The sequence below is a fragment of the Neisseria sp. P0021.S007 genome (assembly GCF_051956855.1).
Genome location: NZ_JBQCXA010000004.1, coordinates 16,270 through 38,269, shown reverse-complemented (window position 1 = coordinate 38,269; position 22,000 = coordinate 16,270). Strand labels below are relative to the sequence as shown.

The 22,000-nt window shown below is 50.4% G+C and carries 22 protein-coding genes and 2 tRNA genes; 8 read left to right on the top strand and 16 right to left on the bottom strand.

Features of this window, described 5'->3' with window-relative positions; genetic code table 11:
* The first annotated feature begins 3 nt into the window (after positions 1-3).
* The 4 genes from nqrE to nqrM all read left to right on the top strand — a co-directional run bounded on the left by nqrE (position 4) and on the right by nqrM (position 3,270).
* Positions 4-597: an NADH:ubiquinone reductase (Na(+)-transporting) subunit E gene (gene nqrE, locus ACTHUR_RS06715; RefSeq protein ID WP_003684365.1), complete on the top strand. Its 594-nt coding sequence runs from the start codon at positions 4-6 to the stop codon at positions 595-597.
* A gap of 13 nt (positions 598-610) precedes the next feature.
* On the top strand, positions 611-1,828 hold the full coding sequence (gene nqrF / locus ACTHUR_RS06710) for an NADH:ubiquinone reductase (Na(+)-transporting) subunit F (RefSeq protein WP_004519569.1): 1,218 nt from the start codon (positions 611-613) through the stop codon (positions 1,826-1,828).
* A 132-nt stretch (positions 1,829-1,960) separates the two neighbouring features.
* A complete protein-coding gene (locus ACTHUR_RS06705) occupies positions 1,961-3,031 on the top strand; it encodes an FAD:protein FMN transferase (RefSeq protein WP_083314051.1) in 1,071 nt (356 codons plus the stop codon).
* A gap of 17 nt (positions 3,032-3,048) precedes the next feature.
* Complete coding sequence (gene nqrM / locus ACTHUR_RS06700) at positions 3,049-3,270, top strand: (Na+)-NQR maturation NqrM (protein WP_003680888.1); 222 nt, start codon at positions 3,049-3,051, stop codon at positions 3,268-3,270.
* 227 nt (positions 3,271-3,497) lie between these two features.
* Here the strand turns inward: nqrM and rpmG are convergent, their stop codons facing one another.
* The 6 genes from rpmG to ACTHUR_RS06670 all read right to left on the bottom strand — a co-directional run bounded on the left by rpmG (position 3,498) and on the right by ACTHUR_RS06670 (position 7,742).
* Positions 3,498-3,653, bottom strand: coding sequence for a 50S ribosomal protein L33 (gene rpmG / locus ACTHUR_RS06695; RefSeq protein ID WP_003684373.1), 156 nt, complete (start codon positions 3,651-3,653; stop codon positions 3,498-3,500).
* A 30-nt stretch (positions 3,654-3,683) separates the two neighbouring features.
* Positions 3,684-3,917: a 50S ribosomal protein L28 gene (gene rpmB, locus ACTHUR_RS06690; RefSeq protein WP_002216391.1), complete on the bottom strand. Its 234-nt coding sequence runs from the start codon at positions 3,915-3,917 to the stop codon at positions 3,684-3,686.
* A gap of 251 nt (positions 3,918-4,168) precedes the next feature.
* Positions 4,169-5,497 (bottom strand): branched-chain amino acid transport system II carrier protein, encoded by a 1,329-nt coding sequence (gene brnQ, locus ACTHUR_RS06685; protein ID WP_070695447.1) that lies wholly within the window; start codon positions 5,495-5,497, stop codon positions 4,169-4,171.
* A 1-nt stretch (position 5,498) separates the two neighbouring features.
* Positions 5,499-6,395, bottom strand: a complete 897-nt coding sequence (locus tag ACTHUR_RS06680) for a segregation and condensation protein A (protein WP_049336062.1) — start codon at positions 6,393-6,395, stop codon at positions 5,499-5,501.
* A 92-nt stretch (positions 6,396-6,487) separates the two neighbouring features.
* Positions 6,488-6,955: a hypothetical protein gene (locus ACTHUR_RS06675; protein ID WP_049336064.1), complete on the bottom strand. Its 468-nt coding sequence runs from the start codon at positions 6,953-6,955 to the stop codon at positions 6,488-6,490.
* 10 nt (positions 6,956-6,965) lie between these two features.
* Positions 6,966-7,742: a tRNA threonylcarbamoyladenosine dehydratase gene (locus tag ACTHUR_RS06670; RefSeq protein WP_049336067.1), complete on the bottom strand. Its 777-nt coding sequence runs from the start codon at positions 7,740-7,742 to the stop codon at positions 6,966-6,968.
* Between the two features lie 186 nt (positions 7,743-7,928).
* Between ACTHUR_RS06670 and ACTHUR_RS06665 the strand changes: the two genes are divergently transcribed.
* Entirely contained in the window at positions 7,929-8,393 is a 465-nt protein-coding gene (locus ACTHUR_RS06665) for a universal stress protein (RefSeq protein WP_003680896.1), read from the top strand.
* Between the two features lie 84 nt (positions 8,394-8,477).
* On the opposite strand, the gene hemL is transcribed toward ACTHUR_RS06665, so the two are convergent.
* A complete protein-coding gene (hemL, locus tag ACTHUR_RS06660) occupies positions 8,478-9,761 on the bottom strand; it encodes a glutamate-1-semialdehyde 2,1-aminomutase (protein ID WP_049336068.1) in 1,284 nt (427 codons plus the stop codon).
* Between the two features lie 198 nt (positions 9,762-9,959).
* On the opposite strand from hemL, the gene ACTHUR_RS06655 reads away from it, so the two are divergent.
* From ACTHUR_RS06655 to ACTHUR_RS06645, 3 genes are all read left to right on the top strand, one after another.
* Positions 9,960-10,355 carry a hypothetical protein gene (locus ACTHUR_RS06655; RefSeq protein ID WP_049333912.1) on the top strand — a complete coding sequence of 132 codons (396 nt, stop codon included), beginning with the start codon at positions 9,960-9,962 and terminating at the stop codon, positions 10,353-10,355.
* Positions 10,356-10,428: 73 nt separating this feature from the next.
* Entirely contained in the window at positions 10,429-11,751 is a 1,323-nt protein-coding gene (miaB, locus tag ACTHUR_RS06650) for a tRNA (N6-isopentenyl adenosine(37)-C2)-methylthiotransferase MiaB (RefSeq protein ID WP_003684389.1), read from the top strand.
* A 228-nt stretch (positions 11,752-11,979) separates the two neighbouring features.
* On the top strand, positions 11,980-13,290 hold the full coding sequence (locus ACTHUR_RS06645; protein WP_004519556.1) for an NCS2 family permease: 1,311 nt from the start codon (positions 11,980-11,982) through the stop codon (positions 13,288-13,290).
* Positions 13,291-13,373: 83 nt separating this feature from the next.
* On the opposite strand, the gene ACTHUR_RS06640 is transcribed toward ACTHUR_RS06645, so the two are convergent.
* The 9 genes from ACTHUR_RS06640 to ACTHUR_RS06600 all read right to left on the bottom strand — a co-directional run bounded on the left by ACTHUR_RS06640 (position 13,374) and on the right by ACTHUR_RS06600 (position 21,886).
* A complete protein-coding gene (locus ACTHUR_RS06640) occupies positions 13,374-13,931 on the bottom strand; it encodes a hypothetical protein (RefSeq protein WP_039862107.1) in 558 nt (185 codons plus the stop codon).
* A gap of 394 nt (positions 13,932-14,325) precedes the next feature.
* Positions 14,326-14,400, bottom strand: a tRNA-Glu gene (locus tag ACTHUR_RS06635).
* Between the two features lie 12 nt (positions 14,401-14,412).
* A tRNA-Arg gene (locus tag ACTHUR_RS06630) sits at positions 14,413-14,489 on the bottom strand.
* 132 nt (positions 14,490-14,621) lie between these two features.
* Complete coding sequence (locus tag ACTHUR_RS06625; protein WP_049336415.1) at positions 14,622-15,980, bottom strand: deoxyguanosinetriphosphate triphosphohydrolase; 1,359 nt, start codon at positions 15,978-15,980, stop codon at positions 14,622-14,624.
* Between the two features lie 56 nt (positions 15,981-16,036).
* The gene (gene rho / locus ACTHUR_RS06620; RefSeq protein WP_003680905.1) at positions 16,037-17,296 is read right to left on the bottom strand and encodes a transcription termination factor Rho; all 1,260 of its coding nucleotides are present in this window, start codon (positions 17,294-17,296) and stop codon (positions 16,037-16,039) included.
* A 244-nt stretch (positions 17,297-17,540) separates the two neighbouring features.
* Entirely contained in the window at positions 17,541-18,443 is a 903-nt protein-coding gene (locus ACTHUR_RS06615) for a DMT family transporter (RefSeq protein WP_004519553.1), read from the bottom strand.
* 82 nt (positions 18,444-18,525) lie between these two features.
* The gene (locus tag ACTHUR_RS06610) at positions 18,526-20,214 is read right to left on the bottom strand and encodes a glutamine--tRNA ligase/YqeY domain fusion protein (RefSeq protein WP_004519552.1); all 1,689 of its coding nucleotides are present in this window, start codon (positions 20,212-20,214) and stop codon (positions 18,526-18,528) included.
* 105 nt (positions 20,215-20,319) lie between these two features.
* Complete coding sequence (locus ACTHUR_RS06605; protein WP_004519551.1) at positions 20,320-21,099, bottom strand: DeoR/GlpR family DNA-binding transcription regulator; 780 nt, start codon at positions 21,097-21,099, stop codon at positions 20,320-20,322.
* 73 nt (positions 21,100-21,172) lie between these two features.
* On the bottom strand, positions 21,173-21,886 hold the full coding sequence (locus tag ACTHUR_RS06600) for a GntR family transcriptional regulator (protein ID WP_004519550.1): 714 nt from the start codon (positions 21,884-21,886) through the stop codon (positions 21,173-21,175).
* Between the last annotated feature and the right edge of the window lie 114 nt (positions 21,887-22,000).

Sequence of the window (22,000 nt, the reverse complement as noted above, 5' to 3'; positions counted from 1 at the left end):
CACATGGAACATTACTTAAGCCTCTTTGTAAAATCCGTCTTTCTGGAAAACATGGCACTTTCCTTCTTCTTGGGGATGTGTACGTTTTTGGCGGTATCTAAAAAAGTATCCACTGCATTCGGTTTGGGCGTTGCCGTAACTTTCGTACTCGGCCTGTCCGTCCCAGCCAACCAACTTGTTTACTCGCTGTTGAAAGACGGTGCGCTGGTTGAAGGCGTAGACCTGACCTTCCTGAAATTCATCACCTTCATCGGCGTGATTGCTGCTTTGGTGCAGATTTTGGAAATGTTCTTGGATAAATTCGTCCCTGCCCTCTACAACGCATTGGGTATCTACCTGCCTCTGATTACCGTAAACTGCGCGATTTTCGGTGCCGTATCATTTATGGCGCAACGCGAATACAACTTCGGCGAGTCCGTTGTATATGGTTTCGGTGCAGGTCTGGGCTGGCTTTTGGCTATTGTCGCTTTGGCGGGCATTACCGAAAAAATGAAATATTCGGATGTCCCTAAAGGCCTCAAAGGCTTGGGCATTACCTTTATCGCTGCTGGCCTGATGGCAATGGCGTTTATGTCGTTCTCCGGCATCCAGTTATAAGAAAGGAATCGGCATGGAGATTATTTTAGGTATCGTGATGTTCACCCTCATCGTCTTGGTGTTGGCACTGATGATTCTGTTTGCCAAATCCAAGTTGGTGAGCGAAGGCGACATCACCATCAAAGTCAATAACGAAAAAGAGCTGACGATGCCTGCCGGCGGCAAACTGCTGGGTGCGCTTGCCAGCCAAGGCATCTTCGTTCCTTCCGCCTGCGGTGGCGGCGGCTCATGCGGTCAGTGCCGCGTTGTCGTGAAAAGCGGCGGTGGCGACATTCTGCCAACTGAGTTGTCCCACATCAGCAAACGCGAAGCGCGCGAAGGCTGCCGCCTGTCTTGTCAGGTCAACGTTAAAACCGACATGGACATCGAAGTACCGGAAGAAGTGTTCGGTGTGAAAAAATGGGAATGCACCGTCATCTCCAATGACAACAAAGCAACGTTCATTAAAGAACTCAAGCTTGCCATTCCTGAAGGTGAAGAAGTTCCTTTCCGCGCCGGCGGCTACATCCAAATTGAAGCTCCTCCTCATACTGTCGCCTACAAAGACTTCGACATTCCTAAGGAATACCACGAAGACTGGGACAAATACAATCTGTGGCAATATGTTTCCAAAGTGGACGAGCCGATTTTGCGCGCTTACTCCATGGCTTCATATCCAGAAGAAAAAGGCATCATCATGCTGAACGTGCGTATCGCCACGCCGCCTCCGCGCGTACCCGATGCGCCTCCGGGACAAATGTCGTCCTACATCTGGTCGCTTAAACCCGGCGACAAAGTAACCATCTCCGGCCCGTTTGGCGAATTCTTCGCCAAAGACACCGATGCCGAAATGGTATTTATCGGCGGTGGTGCGGGTATGGCTCCGATGCGTTCCCACATTTTCGACCAGCTGAAACGTTTGAACTCCAAACGTAAGATTACCTTCTGGTATGGTGCACGTTCTAAACGCGAGATGTTCTATGTTGAAGACTTCGACCAACTCGCAGCAGAATTCCCGAACTTCACATGGCACGTCGCCCTGTCCGACCCATTGCCTGAAGACAACTGGGACGGTTACACAGGCTTCATTCACAACGTGGTTTACGAAAACCACCTGAAAAACCACGAAGCACCGGAAGACTGCGAATTCTACATGTGCGGCCCTCCAATCATGAACCAGTCCGTGATCAAAATGCTCAAAGACTTGGGCGTGGAAGACGAAAACATCCTTTTGGACGATTTCGGCGGCTAACAGACAAAAAGGAAGAAACTTCGGTTTCTTCCTTTTTTATTGCCAGGTCGTCTGAAAACCATACTTTCAGACGGCCTGAACCTTTCTTTTACGATACAATAAAGGCTTCAAAAAATAATCCGCAAATCCCTTATGCTGTTTCTTTCTAATTCGTTTTACCGTCCGATAATCGGCTACACCGTTGCCATCGTTTCCGCACTCACGCTCTCTGCCTGCCAACCCGAAAAACAACAACAAACCATCACCCTGCAAGGCGAGACCATGGGCACGACCTATACCGTCAAATATCTTTCAGACGGCCAAGATAAACTCCCCTCCCCTGCCGAAATACAAAAACGCATTGATGACGCGCTTAAAGAAGTCAATCGGCAAATGTCTACCTACCAGACCGATTCCGAAATCAGCCAATTCAACCAGCTGCGCACCGTCAATCAGGCCATGCCCATTTCCCAAGACTTTGCCTATGTGACCGGAGAAGCCTTGCGTTTAAACAAACTGACGCACGGCGCGCTGGACGTAACCGTCGGCCCTTTGGTCAACCTCTGGGGATTCGGCCCGCAAAAAGAAATTACGCACGAACCGACTGCACAAGAAATCCAACATGCTTCAGAAATGGTCGGTACGGACAAACTCAAACTTTCCCAAGACGGACAGCAGCCTACACTTGCCAAAACCCATCCCGAAGTCTATTTAGACCTATCCTCCATCGCCAAAGGCTTTGGTGTGGATAAAACCGCCGCCGAACTTGAAAAACTCAATATCGGCAATTATTTAGTAGAAATCGGAGGCGAGTTGCATGGCAAAGGCCACAATGCGCAAGGCAACCCTTGGCGTATCGGCATTGAGCAGCCCAATATCGTTCAAGGCGGCACCACTCAAATTACCATTCCATTGGACAATAAATCACTGGCCACATCCGGCGACTACCGTATTTTCCATGTCGATAAATCAGGCCGCCGCCTTTCCCATATTATCAACCCTAAAACCAAACAACCCATCAGCCACAACCTTGCTTCCATCAGCGTAGTAGCAGAAAACGCCACACTTGCAGACGGCCTTTCAACCGGATTGTTCGTCCTCGGAGAAACCGAAGCGCTTAAACTTGCCGAGCAAGAAAATCTCGCCGTTTTCCTTATCATCCGAACCCCGCAAGGCGGCTACCATACTAAAATGTCCAGCGCATTCAAGAAATTATTAAACTAACCTTCAGGAATACACACATGAAAACCCTCCTCCTTACTTTCGGCATTTTTATCATTGTCATCCTCGGCATGGCAGTCGGCTATATTTTCTCCAAACGCACCATCAAAGGCAGCTGCGGCGGCATTTCCTCTCTCGGCATGAAGAAAATGTGCGATTGCGACACGCCATGTGATACCTTGCAAAAAGAGCTGGATAAAAAACAACATTCCGACAACCAAGGCATCAAGGTCGATCATTAAGTCGTTGTTAAATGTTTATTAGTGATTTAAGACAGCTCACCCCCTATCAGGCCGTCTGAAAAATAAAAGAGCGTAATCCCAATGGATACACGCTCTTTTATTTTGTCTATTCCAAAGCAATCCAAAAATATCTTGCATACACATTTGAAACAAGCCCTCCAAAACTAATCATGAAATAAAAAGAAAAGCTCCTGCAAAACAGGAGCTTTTTCTTGGAAGAAACCGGATTATTTCAATTTAGTTTCTTTGTAAATAACGTGTTTACGGGCTACTGGGTCAAATTTTTTGATTTCCAGTTTGCCAGGCATAGTACGTTTGTTTTTAGTAGTTGTGTAGAAGTGACCAGTACCAGCACTGGACTCCAGTTTGATTTTATCGCGCATTGCAGTAATCCTTAATTAATGGTGTTTAAATTAAGCTTCGCCGCGAGCACGCAAATCAGCCAATACGACATCAATGCCTACTTTATCGATGGTGCGCAATGCAGCGTTAGAAACGCGCAGGCGAACCCAGCGGTTTTCACTTTCTACCCAGAAACGACGTGATTGCAAGTTAGGCAAAAAACGACGTTTGGTTTTGTTGTTGGCGTGTGATACGTTATTGCCAGACATCGGGCGCTTACCGGTCACTTTGCAAACTCGTGCCATGGTTAGTCTCCAAACTTCTAAAATAGTAAAACGCGATTTATACCACGAAATCCGCCTTCAGTTCAAGTCGTTTGCTGAAAAAACGGGATTTGTGGAAATAAATCTTCTCAATATGTTGCATCTGCGAAACGGTATTTCGCAAAGCCTTAACTTTTCAATTATAACGGATTTCTTTAAAAAAATCATCTGTCGTTTGCGTGGTCGGCGAAATAAACAGACCGTCTGAACATTTTCAGACGGCCTGTTTATCATCATGCTTTTTTCTTCAACGCCGCATTCAAAATACAGCCGAGTATAAAGCAGGCTAAAGAGGGAACAACCCACCCTAGACCGATATTGTAAAACGGCAATGCGCGCTCGATGGCAGCTGCGGTATCGGCATCAAATCCAAACGCGGCCTTATAGGCATCGAGCAAGCCGACCATAAGGGCCGCCATCATGGTGCAGAAATAGACAATACGGCCGCCGCCAAACAGTTTATCTGTCAAGGCCAGCAAAATGATGACGATGGTCAGCGGATACAACAGCATCAACATAGGGATGGAAAACTGCAAAATCGCTGACAGGCCTTTGTTGGCCAACAGGATAGACACCACCGTATTCAGTATCACAAAGATTTTATAAGAAATACCCGGGCAAAGACGGTTGAAATATTCGGCGCATGAAGTAATCAAGCCAACCGCCGTACTCAGACAGGCAAGCAGCACCATGACGCCAAGCAACACAATACCGGCCGTACCGAAATAGTGCTGTGCGGTTTTAGACAAAACCGACGCGCCGTTTTCCTGTAAGCCGATACCGGCCACACCTGTCGCGCCCATATAGCCGATAAACAGATAAACCACTGCCAAACAAGAAGCTGCCAACACGCCCGAAATCGTCGTGGTCTTCAGCAAGTCCGCGCGATTGTCCACGCCCATGGCGCGAACGGCATCGATGACGATAATGGCAAACACCAGCGAAGCCAGCGCGTCCATGGTGCCGTAGCCTTCCAAAATGCCTTTAACCAACGGATGAGTAGCAAAATCGCCTTGCGCCGCCTGCGGCATACCCATCGGGTTAATAGCGGCATAGCCGACCAATATTGCAATTGCTAGCAACAAAACGGGCGTAAGGATTTTACCGATACGGTCAACCAGCTTACCCGGAGAAATCGACAGCCAATAAGTAATACCGAAAAACACCAGGCTGAATACGGCCAATGCGATGTTTTTCCAAGACTCATCAATGAAAGGAGAAATTGCAGTTTCAAAAGATACCGTTGCCGTACGCGGCATGGCAAACAGAGGGCCGATTGCCAGATAAAGCGCAGTGGCAAAAGTCACGCCGTACCAAGGCGCAACACGGGAGGCCAATGCTTCCACATCGCGCGAGCCGGAATAGCCGACGGCAATCACGCCCAACAATGGCAAACCCGCCCCGGTCAGCAGAAAACCGAACATCGCCGAAAGCCAGTTTTCACCGGCCTGCTGTCCCAAAAAAGCTGGAAAAATCAAGTTCCCTGCCCCAAAAAACAGGGCAAACAGCATTAAGCCCACCGCCCATAAAGAAGCTTTGGTATGACTCGTCGTCGAATTCATTTTAGTTCTCTTTATTCAAATTTTCGTTATCGGTTTCATCGGCTTCAAGGCCGTCTGAAAACATTTCGGCTTCATTTGTTTCCAAACCGTCTTTCAGGCTGATTTCGATTTCGCCATAATTTTCCGGCTGTACGATACGCACCAAGCCCTCTTTAGCCAATTCCAGCAATGCAATAAAATTGACCACCACATATGTCGCGCCCTGCTCCGGCTTAAACAAATCGCTGAACTTGCTGATACCGCTTTCGTTCAAACGACGCAAAATCGCCGTCATCTGCGCACGCACGGAAATGGTTTCCCGCACCACTTCATGACTGCGCGTATGCTTGGCACGCGATAAAATACCCAACCAAGCCTGCGTCAAATCGGCAACGTACACTTCCGGCAACTTTGCTTCGACCGCAATTTCCAGCGGCAAATACGCCCAAGCAAAATCACGTCCGGCGCGCGGCAACGCATCCAAACCCTGAGCCGCCAGTTTCATCTGTTCGTAAGCCAACAGACGGCGCACCAGCTCGGCACGCGGATCCGCCTCTTCATCCTCAACTTCTTCAGGACGCGGCAACAGCAGGCGCGATTTAATTTCAATCAGCATTGCTGCCATCAACAGGTATTCCGCCGCCAAATCAAACTGATACGCTTCCATTTGGGCAATATAGTGCAGATACTGCTCAGTAATCTTCACCATAGGAATATCGAGGACATCGATATTCTGCTTGCGGATAAGGTACAGCAGCAAATCCAACGGCCCTTGGAAGCTGCTTAATACCACCTTCAACGCATCAGGCGGAATAAACAAATCCTGCGGCACATCGGTAACAGGCTGACCGAACACCCACGCAACGGTATGTTCAGACGGCGTTGCGGCAGTGGAAGAAATAAGGTGTTCTGAAGGCATGGTTAAAGGGTCTTTTTCTTTTTAAGTTTAGTAAGAAGTTTCATCAACAAAAGGCCGTCTGAAACGAGGACAAGCCGTTTTTAATATAAAAATCAGCGTTTTTTACGATTGATTTGCAAAGAAACAATGGCGACGGCAAAGGTCTGAGCCAAGGCCATACCCAACAGCGGCAGGCTGGCGAAAACCGTACCCGTCAGTACCAAACCGATATCTCGGGACAACACAAAACCATCCCTCGCAAGCATCGCCACCATCAAAGCCAACAACAGCAAACTTTCGCAGCCGACCAAAAGCCAAATCATTTTAACCGAACGGCGTTTGCGCCATTTCATGATACCGGCGTGCAAAAGGCTGAATATCACGACGGACAGACACGGATAAAGAAAAGTGGTGAATGGACGGGTATAACCGCTTTGCACACACAAATAATCGCCGGGCAACGTATTGCATTCCATCACATCGAGAAACATCGGATCGACGGCATACATCAATACGCCGAACCATACCGCATAAATCAGACTGGCAATAAAGTAGGCTTTAAAAAATCGGCTCTTACCCATTTCCTACCCCTCACTTCCGCCCTGCGATATGCTCCACCGCAGCCTGCGCACAATACAGCCCAAACGAAGCCGTTACCAGCATACTCGCCCCATAGCCCGCGCAGGACAAACCTTGCGGCGCGACATCGGTCGAACACGCTTCGCCGGATTGCGGCGGCGTAATATTCTCGGTTGAATAAACGCAAGGCACGCGCATTTTTTCTTTGGTATTGCGGCTGAAGCCGTAGCGTTTGCGCAAGGTATAGCGCAAATTGGAAAGCAACGGGTCGTGGGTGACGCGGCTTAAATCGGCAGTTTGGATTAAAGCCGGATTTTTCTGTCCGCCCGCGCCGCCGCTGATAATAAACGGTTGTTTATGTTGCACGAAATACGCCGCCATCGCCGCTTTGACACGGATTTGGTCGATGGCGTCGATGACGAAGTCAAAAGGCCGTCTGAAAAGTTCGTCCAGATTGTCTTCGGTAACAAAATCTTCGATTTCCGTCACTTCGCATTGCGGATTGATTTGGGCAATGCGTTCGCGCAAAGCGGTAACTTTTGCCTTACCGAAATCATCGGTCAAAGCGTGCAACTGGCGGTTGACATTGGATTCGGCAACATTGTCCAAATCAATCAGCGTTAAACGACCGATGCCGCTCCTCGCCAACGCCTCCACCGCCCACGAGCCGACGCCGCCGACGCCGACCACGCACACATGCGCACGCGAAAAGCGCGCCAGCGCTTCGTCTCCGTAAAGTCTGGCAATACCGCCAAAGCGGCGCGAAGAAAGAAAAGCAGCGTCCTGCATAAGCAACCTTGTGATATATCAATAAATTAATGAAAAACGCGACAGGCGATTCGGACAGACATTATACTTGAAAGCAGATGGGCTGTTGTACCTGCCCGAAAGAGTTTATAATCGTTTCACATTCAGACAAGTTCTGATTTCATATTAAACGAAAGTGCCGCTACTCGGCGCAAAAGGAGAATGAATATGTACAAACATCTGGTTGTAGCCGTTGACGGTAGCGAGACCTCCCTCAATGCATTGAAACATGCCGCCGAACTGGCAAGCCTCAACAAAGCCCAACTGACTTTGGTTCACGTTGCCAACCCTGCAGAATACATGGCTTTGGCTCCTGAATTCCTGCAACACGAAAGCTACGAAGCCGCCGCAGTGGCTCAAGGTAACGAAGTTTTGGATTTCGCAGAAAAAACAGCGCGTGAAAGCGGCGTTGAAAACATCGTGAAACACCTGTTGGTTGCCAACAAAGGCGCGCGCGAAATGGCGCAAGACTTGGTTGACTACGCCGACAACAACGGCGCAGACCTGTTGGTACTCGGCACACACGGCCGCACCGGCCTGATGCACCTGCTGATGGGCAGCTTCGCCGAGACCGTAATGCGTCAAAGCCACCTGCCTCTGCTGATTATCCGCAGCAAAGCTGAAGAAGCATAATCAAGCATTTATTTAAAATAGCGAAAGGCCGTCTGAATATTTTTCAGACGGCCTTTTTTCATTTTCACATGACAACTTCAGCTTTTATTTTGCCATTTCTTTGAACACTTCGTGTGCCACAGCAATGGTTTCGTCAATCAGCTCAGGCGTATGCGCGGCGGAAACAAAACCGGCTTCGTAAGCTGACGGGCCGAATGCGACATTGCGGTCGAGCATACCGTGGAAGAAATGTTTGAAACCGTCGATATTGGAACGCGCCATGTCGGCATAGTTTTGCGGCGTATGGCTGGCAAAATACAAACCAAACATACCGCCCACGCTGTCCGCCGTAAATTCAACGCCATGCGCTTTAGCCGCGTCGGCAATACCGTTGGCGAGGCGTTGGGTCAGGGCAGTCAGGTTTTCATAGAAGCCTTCGCGCTGAATGATTTCCAGCGTTTTCAAACCGGCCGCAACCGCAATCGGATTACCGGACAATGTGCCTGCCTGATACACGCCGCCCAACGGGGAAATACATTCCATAATGTCTTTACGGCCACCGAACGCCGCCAAAGGCATACCGCCGCCGATCACTTTGCCCATGGTGGTCAAATCAGGCTTGATGCCGTGCAAAGATTGCGCACCGCCCAGCGCCACGCGGAAACCGGTCATCACTTCGTCGTAAATCAACACGGCACCGTGTTTTTCAGTCAATTCGCGCAAGGCTTTGACAAAGGCTTCAGACGGCCTAACCAGATTCATATTGCCGACAAAAGGCTCCAAAATCACACAGGCAATGTCATTGCCGCTTTGGGCAAAGGCTTCTTCCAGTTGGGCGATATTGTTGTATTCGAGTACCAAAGTGTGTTTGGTAAAGTCGGCAGGCACACCGGCGGAAGAAGGGTTGCCAAACGTCAGCAGACCGCTGCCTGCTTTCACCAACAGGCTGTCGGAATGGCCGTGGTAGCAGCCTTCAAACTTGATGATTTTGTCGCGTCCGGTAAAACCGCGTGCCAGACGGATGGCGGTCATCGTTGCTTCCGTGCCGGAGCTGACAAGGCGCAGCTGCTCGACGGACGGCATGATTTTAGCGATTTCTTCGGCAATGACAATTTCGCCTTCAGTCGGCGCACCAAACGACAAACCGCCCAATGCTGCTTCGCGCACGGCTTCAATGACTTCGGGATGGGCATGGCCGACAATCGCAGGGCCCCAAGAGCCGACATAGTCGGTATAACGCGTGCCGTTTTCGTCCCAAACATACGCGCCTTCTGCCTTTTTGATAAAGCGCGGTACGCCGCCGACGCTGCCGAATGCGCGCACAGGAGAGTTCACGCCGCCGGGAATAATGGCTTTGGCGCGGTTGAACAAGCTTTCATTACGGTTCATGGTCAATTCTTTCGTAAGAGGTCGTCTGAAAATCAAATCGATGCCATTTTAACACCAAATCCTTTTCAGACGGCCCAGGCTTCAAAATAAGAATCGGGCGCAAAATCAAAATTATTCTTTAAAAACAAACACTCTATCCATATTTTTCCTGCTTGTGCTATAATCCGCGACCTATTGAAACAATAAAAGAAAAGCATCATGTTACGCGGATTCATACTCAGCCTCGCCCTTTTGGCGTCCTCCCTCGTCCATGCACAACGCAGCCTGCCTGACGATATGGATGTGGCCGTTTTAAAAACCGTCGATCTGCCTTATCTGAAAGTCAGCAAAGGCGGTTTTTCTTGGACGCGCCTGCTGACCTTGGGCATTGTGGACGGCAACGCAGCCAAACTGCAAATCACCCGCTTCACCAAAATCCACGATGAAAACGACCGTTTCATCCCCATGGGCCGCCTGCTGAATCAAACCGGCAAAGCCGTTGCGTTCAAATACAACGAAGAAAGCCGCCTCGTCCGCGAAATCTGGATTTTGACCGACGCCGAGGCCGACAGGTTCATCGAACACGCCAAAAAGCAGAAAAAGGCGGAAGAATAATTTTTCAGACGACCAGAGTATTGCACAGGCCGTCTGAACCCTTTTACAACAAGCAAGTCAATCAAAACAAACCATGAAAAAAGTATTTATCCGCACCTTCGGGTGCCAAATGAACGAGTACGACAGCGAAAAAATGCTGTCCGTCCTCGCCGAAGAACACGGCGGCATCGAGCAGGTTACCCAACCTGACGACGCCGACATCATCTTGTTCAACACCTGCTCCGTGCGTGAAAAAGCGCAAGAGAAAGTCTTCTCCGACTTAGGCCGCGTACGTCCGCTCAAAGAAAAAAATCCCGACCTCATCATCGGCGTTGCCGGCTGCGTTGCCTCTCAAGAAGGTGAGAACATCGTCAAACGCGCTCCGTATGTGGACGTGGTTTTCGGCCCGCAAACGCTGCACCGCCTGCCCAAACTCATCGTCGATAAAGAAACCACCGGTCTGTCTCAAATCGACATTTCCTTCCCCGAAATCGAGAAATTCGACCACCTGCCGCCTGCGCGCGTAGAAGGCGGTTCGGCATTCATTTCCATTATGGAAGGCTGTTCCAAATACTGCTCTTACTGCGTCGTCCCTTATACCCGCGGCGAAGAATTCTCCCGCCCGCTCAACGACGTATTGACCGAAATTGCCGGTTTGGCGCAACAAGGCGTTAAAGAAATCAACCTCTTAGGCCAAAACGTCAATGCCTATCGCGGCGAAATGGAAAACGGCGAAATCTGCGACTTTGCCACTTTGTTGCGCATCGTCCACGAAATCCCCGGCATCGAACGCCTGCGCTTTACCACCAGCCATCCGCGCGAATTTACCGACGCGATTATCGAGTGCTACCGCGACCTGCCGAAGCTGGTTTCCCACCTGCACCTGCCGATTCAAAGCGGTTCCGACCGCGTATTGAGCGCAATGAAACGCGGCTACACCGCCTTGGAATACAAATCCATCATCCGCAAACTGCGCGCCATCCGTCCTGATTTGTGCCTCAGCTCCGACTTTATCGTCGGCTTCCCGGGCGAGACCGAGCGCGAGTTCGAGCAAACCTTGAAACTGGTGAAAGACATTGCCTTCGACTTGAGCTTCGTCTTTATTTACAGTCCGCGCCCAGGTACGCCTGCCGCCAACCTGCACGACGACACGCCGCACGAAGAAAAAGTGCGCCGCCTCGAAGCTTTGAACGAAGTCATCGAAGCCGAAACCGCGCGCATCAATCAAACCATGATCGGCACGGTTCAACGCTGCTTGGTTGAAGGTATCTCCAAAAAAGACCCTGACCAACTGCAAGCCCGTACCGCCAACAACCGCGTGGTCAACTTTACCGGCACACCCGACATGATCAACCAAATGATCGATTTGGAAATCACCGAAGCCTACACCTTCTCCCTGAAAGGCAAACCGGTATAAGCACACACAAACAAAGGCCGTCTGAAACTGTTCAGACGGCCTTTATCTTGGCTTGGCCCGGCATTATCTGATTCATGTATTTTTATTACCCGAACAAAAGGCTTTTCAGTATAATACCGCCCGAAAATTCCCTTATCTGTTGAGAAGTTAAGGAGCAAATCCGAGCTTCCGGCAGTTAAACCCGCTGATACCGTCCTTAAACGGCTTTCCCCAAAGGAATATCTCGAAATGAGTTCTTCAAATCAAAGCGTTTTGGAAAGATTATTCAACCTCAACGCCAATCAGACCAACGTCCGCACGGAAATTATGGCCGGTGTGACAACCTTCCTCGCCATGTGCTACATCATCATCGTCAATCCCCTGATTTTGGGCGAAACCGGCATGGATATGGGCGCAGTATTTGTGGCCACCTGTATCGCCTCCGCCATCGGCTGTTTCGTGATGGGCTTTGTCGGCAACTACCCGATTGCCCTCGCTCCGGGCATGGGTTTGAACGCCTACTTTACCTTTGCCGTCGTCAAAGGCATGGGCGTGGACTGGCGTGTGGCTTTGGGTGCCGTTTTCATTTCAGGCATTATTTTCATCCTGTTCAGCTTCTTTAAAGTACGCGAAATGCTGGTCAACGCCCTGCCTATGGGCTTGAAAATGTCGATTGCCGCAGGTATCGGCCTCTTCTTGGCATTGATTGCACTCAAAGGCGCAGGCGTGATTGTGGCTAATCCTGCCACATTGGTCGGCTTGGGCGACATCCACCAGCCCACCGCCCTGCTGGCGATGGCAGGCTTTGTCATGGTGGTTGCACTTGGCCACTTCCGCGTTAAAGGCTCTATCATCATTACCATTCTAACGCTGACCGCCGTCTCCACCATCTTGGGCTTGAGCGAGTTCAAAGGCGTGGTCGGCGAAGTTCCGAGCATTGCACCAACATTCATGCAGATGGACTTCAAAGGCTTATTCACCGTCAGCATGGTCAGCGTGATTTTTGTATTCTTCCTGGTTGACCTGTTTGACTCTACCGGCACATTGGTCGGCGTTTCCCACCGCGCAGGCCTGTTGCAAGACGGCAAACTGCCGCGTTTGAAACGCGCCCTGCTTGCCGACTCTACCGCCATCGTTGCAGGCGCCGCCTTGGGTACTTCTTCTACCACCCCTTACGTTGAAAGCGCGGCAGGCGTTTCTGCCGGCGGCCGTACCGGCCTGACTGCCGTTACCGTCGGCGTACTGATGCTTGCCTGTCTGATTTTCTCCCCGCTGGTTCAAAGCATTCCTGCATTCGCTACCGCACCCGCCCTGCTCTATGTTGGCGCGCAAATGTTGCGCAGCGCGCGTGAAATCGATTGGGACGACATGACCGAAGCCGCACCGGCATTCCTGACCATCGTCTTCATGCCGTTTACCTACTCGATTGCCGACGGTATTGCGTTTGGCTTTATCAGCTATGCACTCATCAAACTCTTGTGCAACCGCACTCAAGACGTACCGCCTATGGTATGGATTGTCGCCGTGTTGTGGGCATTGAAATTCTGGTTCTTGGGTTAAACTGCTCAAAAGAACAGGCCGTCTGAAAACTTTTCAGACGGCCTGTTTTATTTTACCCAGCGTTTAAAGCTGTCGGTAAAAGATTATTTTTTCACTTTTTTAGCAGCTGGTTTAGCGGCAGCTTTCGCGCCTTTGTCCAATGCGCAGAAACGGGTAGCGATTTGGTCAACCACTTCTTGTTTGCCATTTACTTCGGTAGTACCGCGGATAGTCAGCATGTTGCCATCAACTTTGTCCACGTTGGCTGCAGTGGCTGCTTCAGCAATCCAAGCAACATTGCCGCCCCAGAATGCGTTTACATCTTTGCTGCTGTCAGTAATACGGAACAGGTTTTCAGTTACTTGGCCTTTGTATTTTACTTGTGCAGCAACAACTTCGTTGCCTTTGAAGCCATACATTACGCTCAGAGGCTCTTTGCCGTCTTTACCGCATTTGTAGTGAACTTCTTTAGTACCGTCGATAGAGTCTACTTTCAAAGTATTAGGTACTGGAGCTTGAGCTTGTTGAGCCTGAGCTTGAGTTTGTTGTTGCGCAGTAGGCGCAGCTTTAGCTTCAGGTTTAGCTTTAGAACCGCTGCTACATGCAGTCAGGGCAACAGCCGCCAAAACGGCAGGAACGATTAATTTAACATTCATATTCATAATTGACTCCCAAATGGTTTCAATAAAAAACCGGCAAACGCCGGCTGACATTTACACATTAACAGAGATATTCCGTCTTGTCTTTATCTCAGACGGCATTTTTTAAGAAAAGTTCAAATAAATATTTTTATTTTCTAAAATCAAGAAATTATAAATATGAAATCATGTAAATTCAGGTTTAGGAACTCTTAAGATGAATACTGTTGTCAATAAATCGGGTTTTGACAATGGTAAAATGAGATTGAAAAGCGCATAGAGATGACAAAATTCAGGGCAATTGATTTTACACACTTCTGTCTCTTGAGTTGCTGAGCATTTCAGACGGCCTTAGAACACAAACAGTAAATGCAATAAAAAAACGCAATCTGAAACAGATTGCGTTTTTTTTGAAAACTGGCACGCCCACGGGGAATCGAACCCCGGTTACCGCCGTGAAAGGGCGATGTCCTAACCGCTAGACGATGGGCGCGGATAAATCTTGTGGCGCACCCGGAGCGATTCGAACGCCCGACCCTCTGGTTCGTAGCCAGATACTCTATCCAACTGAGCTACGGGTGCATCCTCATCACTTCGCAAGTGCGTTGTGAATCAAGAAGACCGAATGATATAGGCTTTACTAAAGCCTGTCTACTCTTTTCACAGAAACTTTTTATATTTTTATTTAACCAATTGAAGTTAAACAATATAAAATTAACGTAAAATCCCTACTCCTGACAAATCCTGCGCCATTTTAGCGGCGGAGTTATCGGTCATGCCGCCGACAAAATCCAAAATCTTCATATAGGCCTGATACAGACTGTCTTCAGGAAGAATCGGATTGTGCTTTTTCAATAATTCCAACGCCAAAGACTGACGCGTTGCTAACTGTTTTTCTGCAATCAGGGCATAGGCGGCAGGGACGAGCAAATCTAAGATGGAGCCTAAGCATGGGAACGTGGCAATCTCGGTCAAGAGCTTGGTGTGATGGCGGAAAATCCGTGTTTGTGCCAATTCTTTCGCTTTTGCCAAAGTGTTTTGCACTTGCGGGCTGCACAGAGCAAGCAGGTCTTTGCCTTTGAATGTTCCGTCCAACAAGTCGGACTGATGCAGCATAAAGGTTTGCGCGACATCATCAATCGCCTTGCCGATCGCAATGCCGCGCAACATGGCGCAACGCTGACGGCTGGAGCTGGCGTGCCATGCGCTTTCGGCAAAGGTCAGCTCGGACAAAATACTTTCTACTTCCGTATCCGTGAGCAAATCCAATTCGACGGCATCTTCCAAATCCAGCAAGGCATAGCAAATATCGTCGGCAGCCTCCATCAAATAAGACAAAGGATGGCGCGCCCAGCTGTCTACTCCCGCGGAAACCAGCCCCAATTCGTCGGCAACTTGACGGATAAACGGCAACTCGGTTTGATAAATATTGAATTTCTTTCTGCCGTTTGGATGTTGCGTTGTCCACGGATACTTCAGCAATGCGCCGATGGCTGCCGCAGTCAGGCGCATTCCGCCTGCCTCCGGATACATTTCAAGGCTGGCGACGATACGCAGGCTATGCGCATTGCCTTCATAGGTTTGAATATCGTTGCGTTCCGCTTCGTTTAATGTGTTCAGATAAATTTGATGTTCAGGCCGTCTGAACCAATCACGCAAAGCATCTTCGCCGGTATGGCCAAACGGCGGATTGCCCAAATCATGAGCCAAACAGGCAACCTGCACCACGGCACCAATATCGCTGGGCGTATTGCCCTGCGGCAGAAAACCGCCGTTATGCAACATCACGCCCACGCGGTTGCCCAAGCTCCTGCCCACGCTGGCAACTTCAACGCTGTGCGTCAGGCGGTTGTGCGTCAAGTCATGTTGCGCCAGCGGATGCACCTGTGTTTTACGGCCAAGGCGGCGGAAGGCTCCGGAAAAAACAACCCGGTCGTAGTCGATGTGAAAATCCGTACGCAAGGCATCGGCACCTTCTTGAGTCGAAGGGGTAACGGTCGGCACGATTTCGCCGTTTTTAGTACGGAAGCGTTGGGTGGATAATAAGTTTTGCCAATTCATTCGGATGGTCATAAAGGTTCCTCAAGCAAAGTAAAGGCCGTCTGAAACATATTCAGACGGCCTTATGCTTATTTACCGCGCATCAATTCAAAGAAATCGTCGTTATTTTTAGAGTCTTTGAGTTTGCCCACCAAAAACTCGGTCGCTTCGATTTCGTCCATAGGATGCAGGAATTTGCGCAAGAGCCACATGCGTTGCAACTGATCGTTCGGCACCAGCAATTCTTCGCGGCGCGTACCGGATTTATTGATACTAATGGCCGGGAACAGGCGTTTTTCGGCCATACGGCGGTCAAGGTGCAATTCCATATTGCCCGTGCCTTTGAACTCTTCGTAAATCACGTCGTCCATGCGGCTACCGGTTTCAACAAGCGCTGTCGCAATAATGGTAAGCGAACCGCCCTCTTCCACATTACGCGCTGCGCCGAAGAAGCGTTTCGGACGGTGCAAGGCGTTGGCATCGACACCGCCGGTCAAGATTTTGCCCGAAGTCGGCACAACGGTATTGTAGGCGCGCGCCAAACGGGTAATCGAATCCAGCAGGATGACCACGTCTTTTTTGTGTTCAACCATACGTTTGGCTTTTTCAATCACCATCTCGGCCACTTGTACATGGCGTTGCGCCGGTTCATCAAACGTAGAGGAAACGACTTCGCCGCGTACAGAACGGCTCATTTCGGTCACTTCTTCCGGACGCTCGTCAATCAACAGGACAATCAGCTCGACATCGGGATAATTGGCGGTAATAGCGTGGGCAATGTTTTGCAACATCACGGTCTTACCGGTTTTAGGCGGCGCCACCAACAATGCACGTTGGCCTTTACCGATTGGGGAAACCAAGTCGATAGCGCGGCCGGTCAGATTCTCTTCGGCTTTGATGTCGCGCTCAAGTTTGAATTGTTCGGTTGGGAATAAAGGCGTGAGGTTTTCAAAGAGGATTTTGTGTTTGCAGACTTCAGGCTGATCGCCGTTGATGGTATCGAGGCGGACAAGTGCGAAATAGCGTTCGTTGTCTTTAGGTACGCGCACGCTGCCTTCGATGGTGTCACCGGTGTGCAGATTGAAGCGGCGGATTTGCGTGGGCGAAACATAAATATCGTCAGGACCGGCAAGGTAAGAAGTATCTGCGCTGCGCAGGAAACCGAAGCCGTCGGGCAGGATTTCGAGTGTGCCGGAACAGGTAAAGCTGACATTTTGCTTCATCATCTGGCGGACGATGGCAAAAACGAGGTCTTGTTTGCGGAAACGGTTGGCGTTTTCAATGCCATGTTCTTCTGCCATTTCCAAGAGTTTGGAAATGTGGAGGGTTTGGAGTTCTGAAACGTGCATAGTATTGATATATTTTGAATAGTATCAGAGAGATGGCACAAAGGCCGTCTGAAAGTATGAAATCGTGCCGCAGGATACGGTAGATTTTTGAGAAAGTTGAATTTTAGGCAGTTGGAGGCAGGGTGTCAAATTTTTAAATCGAACACTGAGCCGAGACTATAATCTTACCATGCAATAAGATTATGGCCGGCAACAGCTTGGCAATCGCAACCCTATCGACCAAAATCCGAGTATTTACCCAACTTCAGACGGCCTTTTGCCCGTACCGCATCAGCGTCATGCCGCCGACCGCTGCCGCACAGCCCGCAACCAGCGAAATATGCAGCGGTTCGCCCAAAAACCACGCCGAAGACAGCACACCGAAAATCGGCACGAGCGTAATATACGCCGCCGCGCTGCCTGCACCCAAAGTCTTCACGCCTTCGAAATACCACGCGTAGGCCAATACCGTCGCGCCGATGACCAGCCACGCCAAGGCTGTCCAGCCTCGCCCATCCATTGCCGCTATCGCCTCAAACGGCATTCCGTCCGTCCACAACGCCACCACCGACAACATCAACGCACCAATGAACGACGTTGCCGTCGTTACCGTCAGCACATCTATCCCACGCAAAACCGCGCGACCAATTAAAGTATAAGCCGCCCAACAAACCACGCAACCGAAAATCAGCCACTCTCCTGCCTTGATGCCGCCCGATAACACTGTCAACGGCTGCCCTTGCGTTACCACCATAATGGCACCGCCGACCGCCAGCAGCATACCCGCCAAAATCTTCACATTTAAACGCTCGCCGAAAAACCAAGTTGCCAACAGCAGTGTCAATACCGGATTCACCGCCACGACTACCGCCGCCTTGCCTGCCGGCATAGTCTGCAAACCCAGCATAAAAAACACCGCATAACCGCACACGCCAACAGAAGCGGCTGCCGTCAAACCCAGCCATTGCCGCGCCGACAAAGCCGCCAAAGTCGCGAACCTGCTGCGCGCAAACAACCAGCCCAACAACAAAACCGAAGCCAAGACAAACCGAACCGCCCCGCCCGTCAGCGGCGGCAGCGACTGCCCCAACATCCGCCCCATCGGCCAAGACGCACCCCACAACACCGCCATTCCCAGCAGTTTCAAATGTACAGAATAACGTTCCATCTTATCCCTTTATCGACAAAGGCCGTCTGAAAACCGGATTTCAAGTTTTCAGACGGCCTTCAATATAGCGACTGCAAACAGATTACTTAGGCTGCCAAGAATCTTTCAGCGTCACCGTGCGGTTAAACACCGGCATGTCTTTGCTGTGGTCTTTGCGGTCGGTTACGAAGTAGCCGATGCGTTCAAACTGCCAACGGCTTTCTGCCGGCAGATCTTTTGCGACAGGTTCGGCGTAGGCAGTGATTTCCTTGATGGATTCTGGATTGAGGAAATCGGTAAACGGCAGATAGTTGCCGTCTTCGCCGCGCACGGCATCAGGACGCTCGACGGTAAAGAGGCGGTCGTACAGGCGGACTTTAATTTCGACGGCGTGTTCGGCAGAAACCCAATGAATCACGCCTTTAACTTTGCGGCCTTCGGGATTTTTGCCCAAGGTATCGTGGTCGATGCTGCATTTGAGTTCAACCACATTGCCTGCCTCGTCTTTTACTACTTCATCACACTTAATCACATAGCCGTGGCGCAAACGCACTTCTCCGCCGGGAACCAGGCGTTTGAAGCCTTTGGGCGGATTTTCGGCAAAGTCGTCGGCTTCGATGTAGATGGTTTGTGAAATAGGTACTTCGCGATCGCCCATTTCTTCGTGGTTCGGATGGAACGCGGCACGGCGGCTTTGGGTTTTGCCGGCTTCAAAGTTGGTCAGGGTCACTTTGAGCGGATTCAAAACCGCCATCAGGCGTGGCGCAGAGTTCTCCAACTCTTCACGAATCGCGCCTTCCAACACGCTCATGTCGACGATGTTTTCAGATTTGGAAATACCGGCGCGTTTGGCAAACAGGCGCAGGCCTTCGGGCGTGTAACCGCGGCGGCGCATACCGGAAATGGTCGGCATACGTGGGTCGTCCCAGCCGGAAACGTGGCCGTCTGAAACCAGTTGGTTCAGCTTGCGTTTGGACGTGATGGAATACAGAAGCTCCAAACGGGAAAACTCGTATTGGCGCGGACGTGTGGCGTGCGGCGCAGGAATGTTGTCCAACACCCAGTCGTACAGCGGACGGTGTGCTTCAAATTCGAGTGTACACAAGGAATGCGTGATGCCTTCGATAGCATCGGAAATGCAGTGAGTGTAGTCGTACATCGGATAGATGCACCATTTGTCGCCGGTGTTGTGGTGATGGGCGCGGCGGATACGGTAGATGACGGGGTCGCGCATATTGATATTGCCTGCCGCCATATCGATTTTCAGGCGCAAGGTTTTGCTGCCGTCGGGGAACTCGCCGTTTTTCATGCGTGTGAACAGGTCGAGGTTTTCTTCAATACTGCGGTCGCGGTAAGGGCTGTTTTTGCCTGCTTCGGTCAGCGTACCGCGGTATTCGCGCATTTCTTCGGGCGTCAAATCATCGACATACGCTTTGCCGTCTTTGATTAAACCGACAGCGTAGTCGTAAAGCTGGTCGAAATAGTTGGAAGCGAAACGTGGCTCGCCCGCCCAATGGAAGCCCAACCATTCGACGTCTTCTTTGATGGCATTGACGTATTCGTCGTTTTCTTTTTCAGGGTTGGTGTCGTCGAAACGCAGGTTGCACAAGCCGTCGTAAATATAAGCCAAACCGAAGTTCAAGCAGATGGATTTGGCGTGGCCGATGTGCAAGTAACCGTTCGGCTCAGGCGGGAAGCGGGTTTGGATGGCTGTATGTTTCCCGCTTTTGAGGTCTTCATCGATGATGGTGCGGATAAAGTGGTTGTCCGCGAATTGGTCTTTATTCAACATAATATTTCTTTGATAGGAAAATGATTTTCTGTTTTCAGACGGCCTGAGCATTCAATCAGGCCGTCTGAAAGGAATGGAATGATGGCTCAATTGTACCCGACTTGGCTACTTTGATACAGGGTCGGCAACCTGCCACGCCACGCCGCGCTCGTTTAGGGTTTTCTGCATGGCGGCGGATGGTGTGCGGTCGGTAAACAGCTTATCGAATGCGCCGATATCGCCCAGTCTGACCAAGGCATTGCTGTTGAATTTGCTGTGATCGACACCAAGATAGCGCACGCGGGCATTGTTCACCATCGCCTGCATGACGCTGACTTCCTTGTAATCGTCATCCAAAAGCGAGCCGTCGTTTTCTATACCGTGGGTACTCATGATGGCATAGTCGACTTTGAATTGGTTGATGAAATCGACGGTCGCCACGCCGGTAATACCGCCATCCAAGGGGCGGACCACGCCGGAAGCGATGATAACCGTGTAGTCGGTACGCGCCGCAGTGATGGAGGCGGCGTAGATATTGTTGGTGATAATCCGCAGGTTTTTACGCTGTCTAACCAACTCGGCGGCGACGGCTTCCATGGTGGTACCGATGCTGATAAACAGCGAGGCATTGTCGGGAATGGTGGAAGCAATCAGACGGGCAATGGCGTTTTTTTCCTGCTGCTGATGGTTGCGCCGCTCCTGCCCTGCCGTTACGACTGAAACATCGCCCAAAGATGCGCCGCCGTGATAGCGTTTGAGCTGTCCGGTCTCACTTAACTCCTGCACATCGCGGCGTATGGTTTGCGGCGTAACATCCAAATTCGCCGCCAACTCTTCCACCGTCATGAAGTTATGTTCGCGGACAAGGGTGAGGATATGTTCGTGTCTTTGGATTTTGGGTTTCATGGCGTTTCGTTTTGTAGGGATAAACCAATGGCCGTCTGAATATTTCAGACGGCCTTTTTCATTGTCAAACCGATTACATCTCGAGTTTCTGTTCCAAGCGTTCCATACACGCGCCTAAGTGGCGGCGCATGACTTTGGTCACACGGTTGCGCTTGCCTGCCAGCAATAAATCGAGGATTTCTCGGTGTTCATGGTGCGAATTGGAATCGATGTTGCGCTTTTCTTTGCGAAGCGGATCGGAAACGGCCACAATCAATGAAGAGCGCGCGCACAAGGTATTCATGATTTCAAACAGGACATCGTTGTCCAGCAGCCGCGCCAATTCGACATGGAAGGCATTGGACAGGCGGTTCCAACCCACGCGGTCGCCGCTTTCGGAGGCTGCGCCCTCTTGCTCAATCATGGCATAAAGCGGTTGCAGACGCGTTTCCAAATCAGGCATATCGATAAGGACGCTCAAAATCATGCTTTCCATTTCGATACGCGTGTTGAACACGTCTTTCATTTCTTTCAAGTCCGGCACATGGACAAATGCGCCGCGGTTGGGCTGCAAATCGACGATTTTATCGTGCGCCAAAAGCGATAATGCGCCACGCACGGTATTGCGGGAGCAAACCATTTGTCGGCAAAGCTCGGACTCGGTCAGTTTTTTGCCCGGCAGCAGCAGATGGTCGGTAATACCGTCCAAAATCAATGCGTACACGCGGAAGAGTTCCGAATCGTGACGTTCTTCCAAAATAAGCGATGAAGTTGCAGGCGCAACGTTGGTATTATTTTCGTAATCCATAATGTTTCCCCAATATCCGTATTAAGGCGCAAGCGTTTACAAACCTGCAGCTTTCGGGGGTGTTTAAAATATAATTAAAAATTGTTGACAATGTTAAACGAAACTTGCACAATG

Excerpts from the sequence above, each read along its gene's own strand:
- nqrE (WP_003684365.1), top strand. The coding sequence starts at position 4 with ATGGAACATTACTTAAGCCTCTTTGTAAAATCCGTCTTTCTGGAAAAC.
- nqrF (WP_004519569.1), top strand. The coding sequence starts at position 611 with ATGGAGATTATTTTAGGTATCGTGATGTTCACCCTCATCGTCTTGGTG.
- ACTHUR_RS06705 (WP_083314051.1), top strand. The coding sequence starts at position 1,961 with ATGCTGTTTCTTTCTAATTCGTTTTACCGTCCGATAATCGGCTACACC.
- nqrM (WP_003680888.1), top strand. The coding sequence starts at position 3,049 with ATGAAAACCCTCCTCCTTACTTTCGGCATTTTTATCATTGTCATCCTC.
- rpmG (WP_003684373.1), bottom strand. The coding sequence starts at position 3,653 with ATGCGCGATAAAATCAAACTGGAGTCCAGTGCTGGTACTGGTCACTTC.
- rpmB (WP_002216391.1), bottom strand. The coding sequence starts at position 3,917 with ATGGCACGAGTTTGCAAAGTGACCGGTAAGCGCCCGATGTCTGGCAAT.
- brnQ (WP_070695447.1), bottom strand. The coding sequence starts at position 5,497 with ATGAATTCGACGACGAGTCATACCAAAGCTTCTTTATGGGCGGTGGGC.
- ACTHUR_RS06680 (WP_049336062.1), bottom strand. The coding sequence starts at position 6,395 with ATGCCTTCAGAACACCTTATTTCTTCCACTGCCGCAACGCCGTCTGAA.
- ACTHUR_RS06675 (WP_049336064.1), bottom strand. The coding sequence starts at position 6,955 with ATGGGTAAGAGCCGATTTTTTAAAGCCTACTTTATTGCCAGTCTGATT.
- ACTHUR_RS06670 (WP_049336067.1), bottom strand. The coding sequence starts at position 7,742 with ATGCAGGACGCTGCTTTTCTTTCTTCGCGCCGCTTTGGCGGTATTGCC.
- ACTHUR_RS06665 (WP_003680896.1), top strand. The coding sequence starts at position 7,929 with ATGTACAAACATCTGGTTGTAGCCGTTGACGGTAGCGAGACCTCCCTC.
- hemL (WP_049336068.1), bottom strand. The coding sequence starts at position 9,761 with ATGAACCGTAATGAAAGCTTGTTCAACCGCGCCAAAGCCATTATTCCC.
- ACTHUR_RS06655 (WP_049333912.1), top strand. The coding sequence starts at position 9,960 with ATGTTACGCGGATTCATACTCAGCCTCGCCCTTTTGGCGTCCTCCCTC.
- miaB (WP_003684389.1), top strand. The coding sequence starts at position 10,429 with ATGAAAAAAGTATTTATCCGCACCTTCGGGTGCCAAATGAACGAGTAC.
- ACTHUR_RS06645 (WP_004519556.1), top strand. The coding sequence starts at position 11,980 with ATGAGTTCTTCAAATCAAAGCGTTTTGGAAAGATTATTCAACCTCAAC.
- ACTHUR_RS06640 (WP_039862107.1), bottom strand. The coding sequence starts at position 13,931 with ATGAATATGAATGTTAAATTAATCGTTCCTGCCGTTTTGGCGGCTGTT.
- ACTHUR_RS06625 (WP_049336415.1), bottom strand. The coding sequence starts at position 15,980 with ATGACCATCCGAATGAATTGGCAAAACTTATTATCCACCCAACGCTTC.
- rho (WP_003680905.1), bottom strand. The coding sequence starts at position 17,296 with ATGCACGTTTCAGAACTCCAAACCCTCCACATTTCCAAACTCTTGGAA.
- ACTHUR_RS06615 (WP_004519553.1), bottom strand. The coding sequence starts at position 18,443 with ATGGAACGTTATTCTGTACATTTGAAACTGCTGGGAATGGCGGTGTTG.
- ACTHUR_RS06610 (WP_004519552.1), bottom strand. The coding sequence starts at position 20,214 with ATGTTGAATAAAGACCAATTCGCGGACAACCACTTTATCCGCACCATC.
- ACTHUR_RS06605 (WP_004519551.1), bottom strand. The coding sequence starts at position 21,099 with ATGAAACCCAAAATCCAAAGACACGAACATATCCTCACCCTTGTCCGC.
- ACTHUR_RS06600 (WP_004519550.1), bottom strand. The coding sequence starts at position 21,886 with ATGGATTACGAAAATAATACCAACGTTGCGCCTGCAACTTCATCGCTT.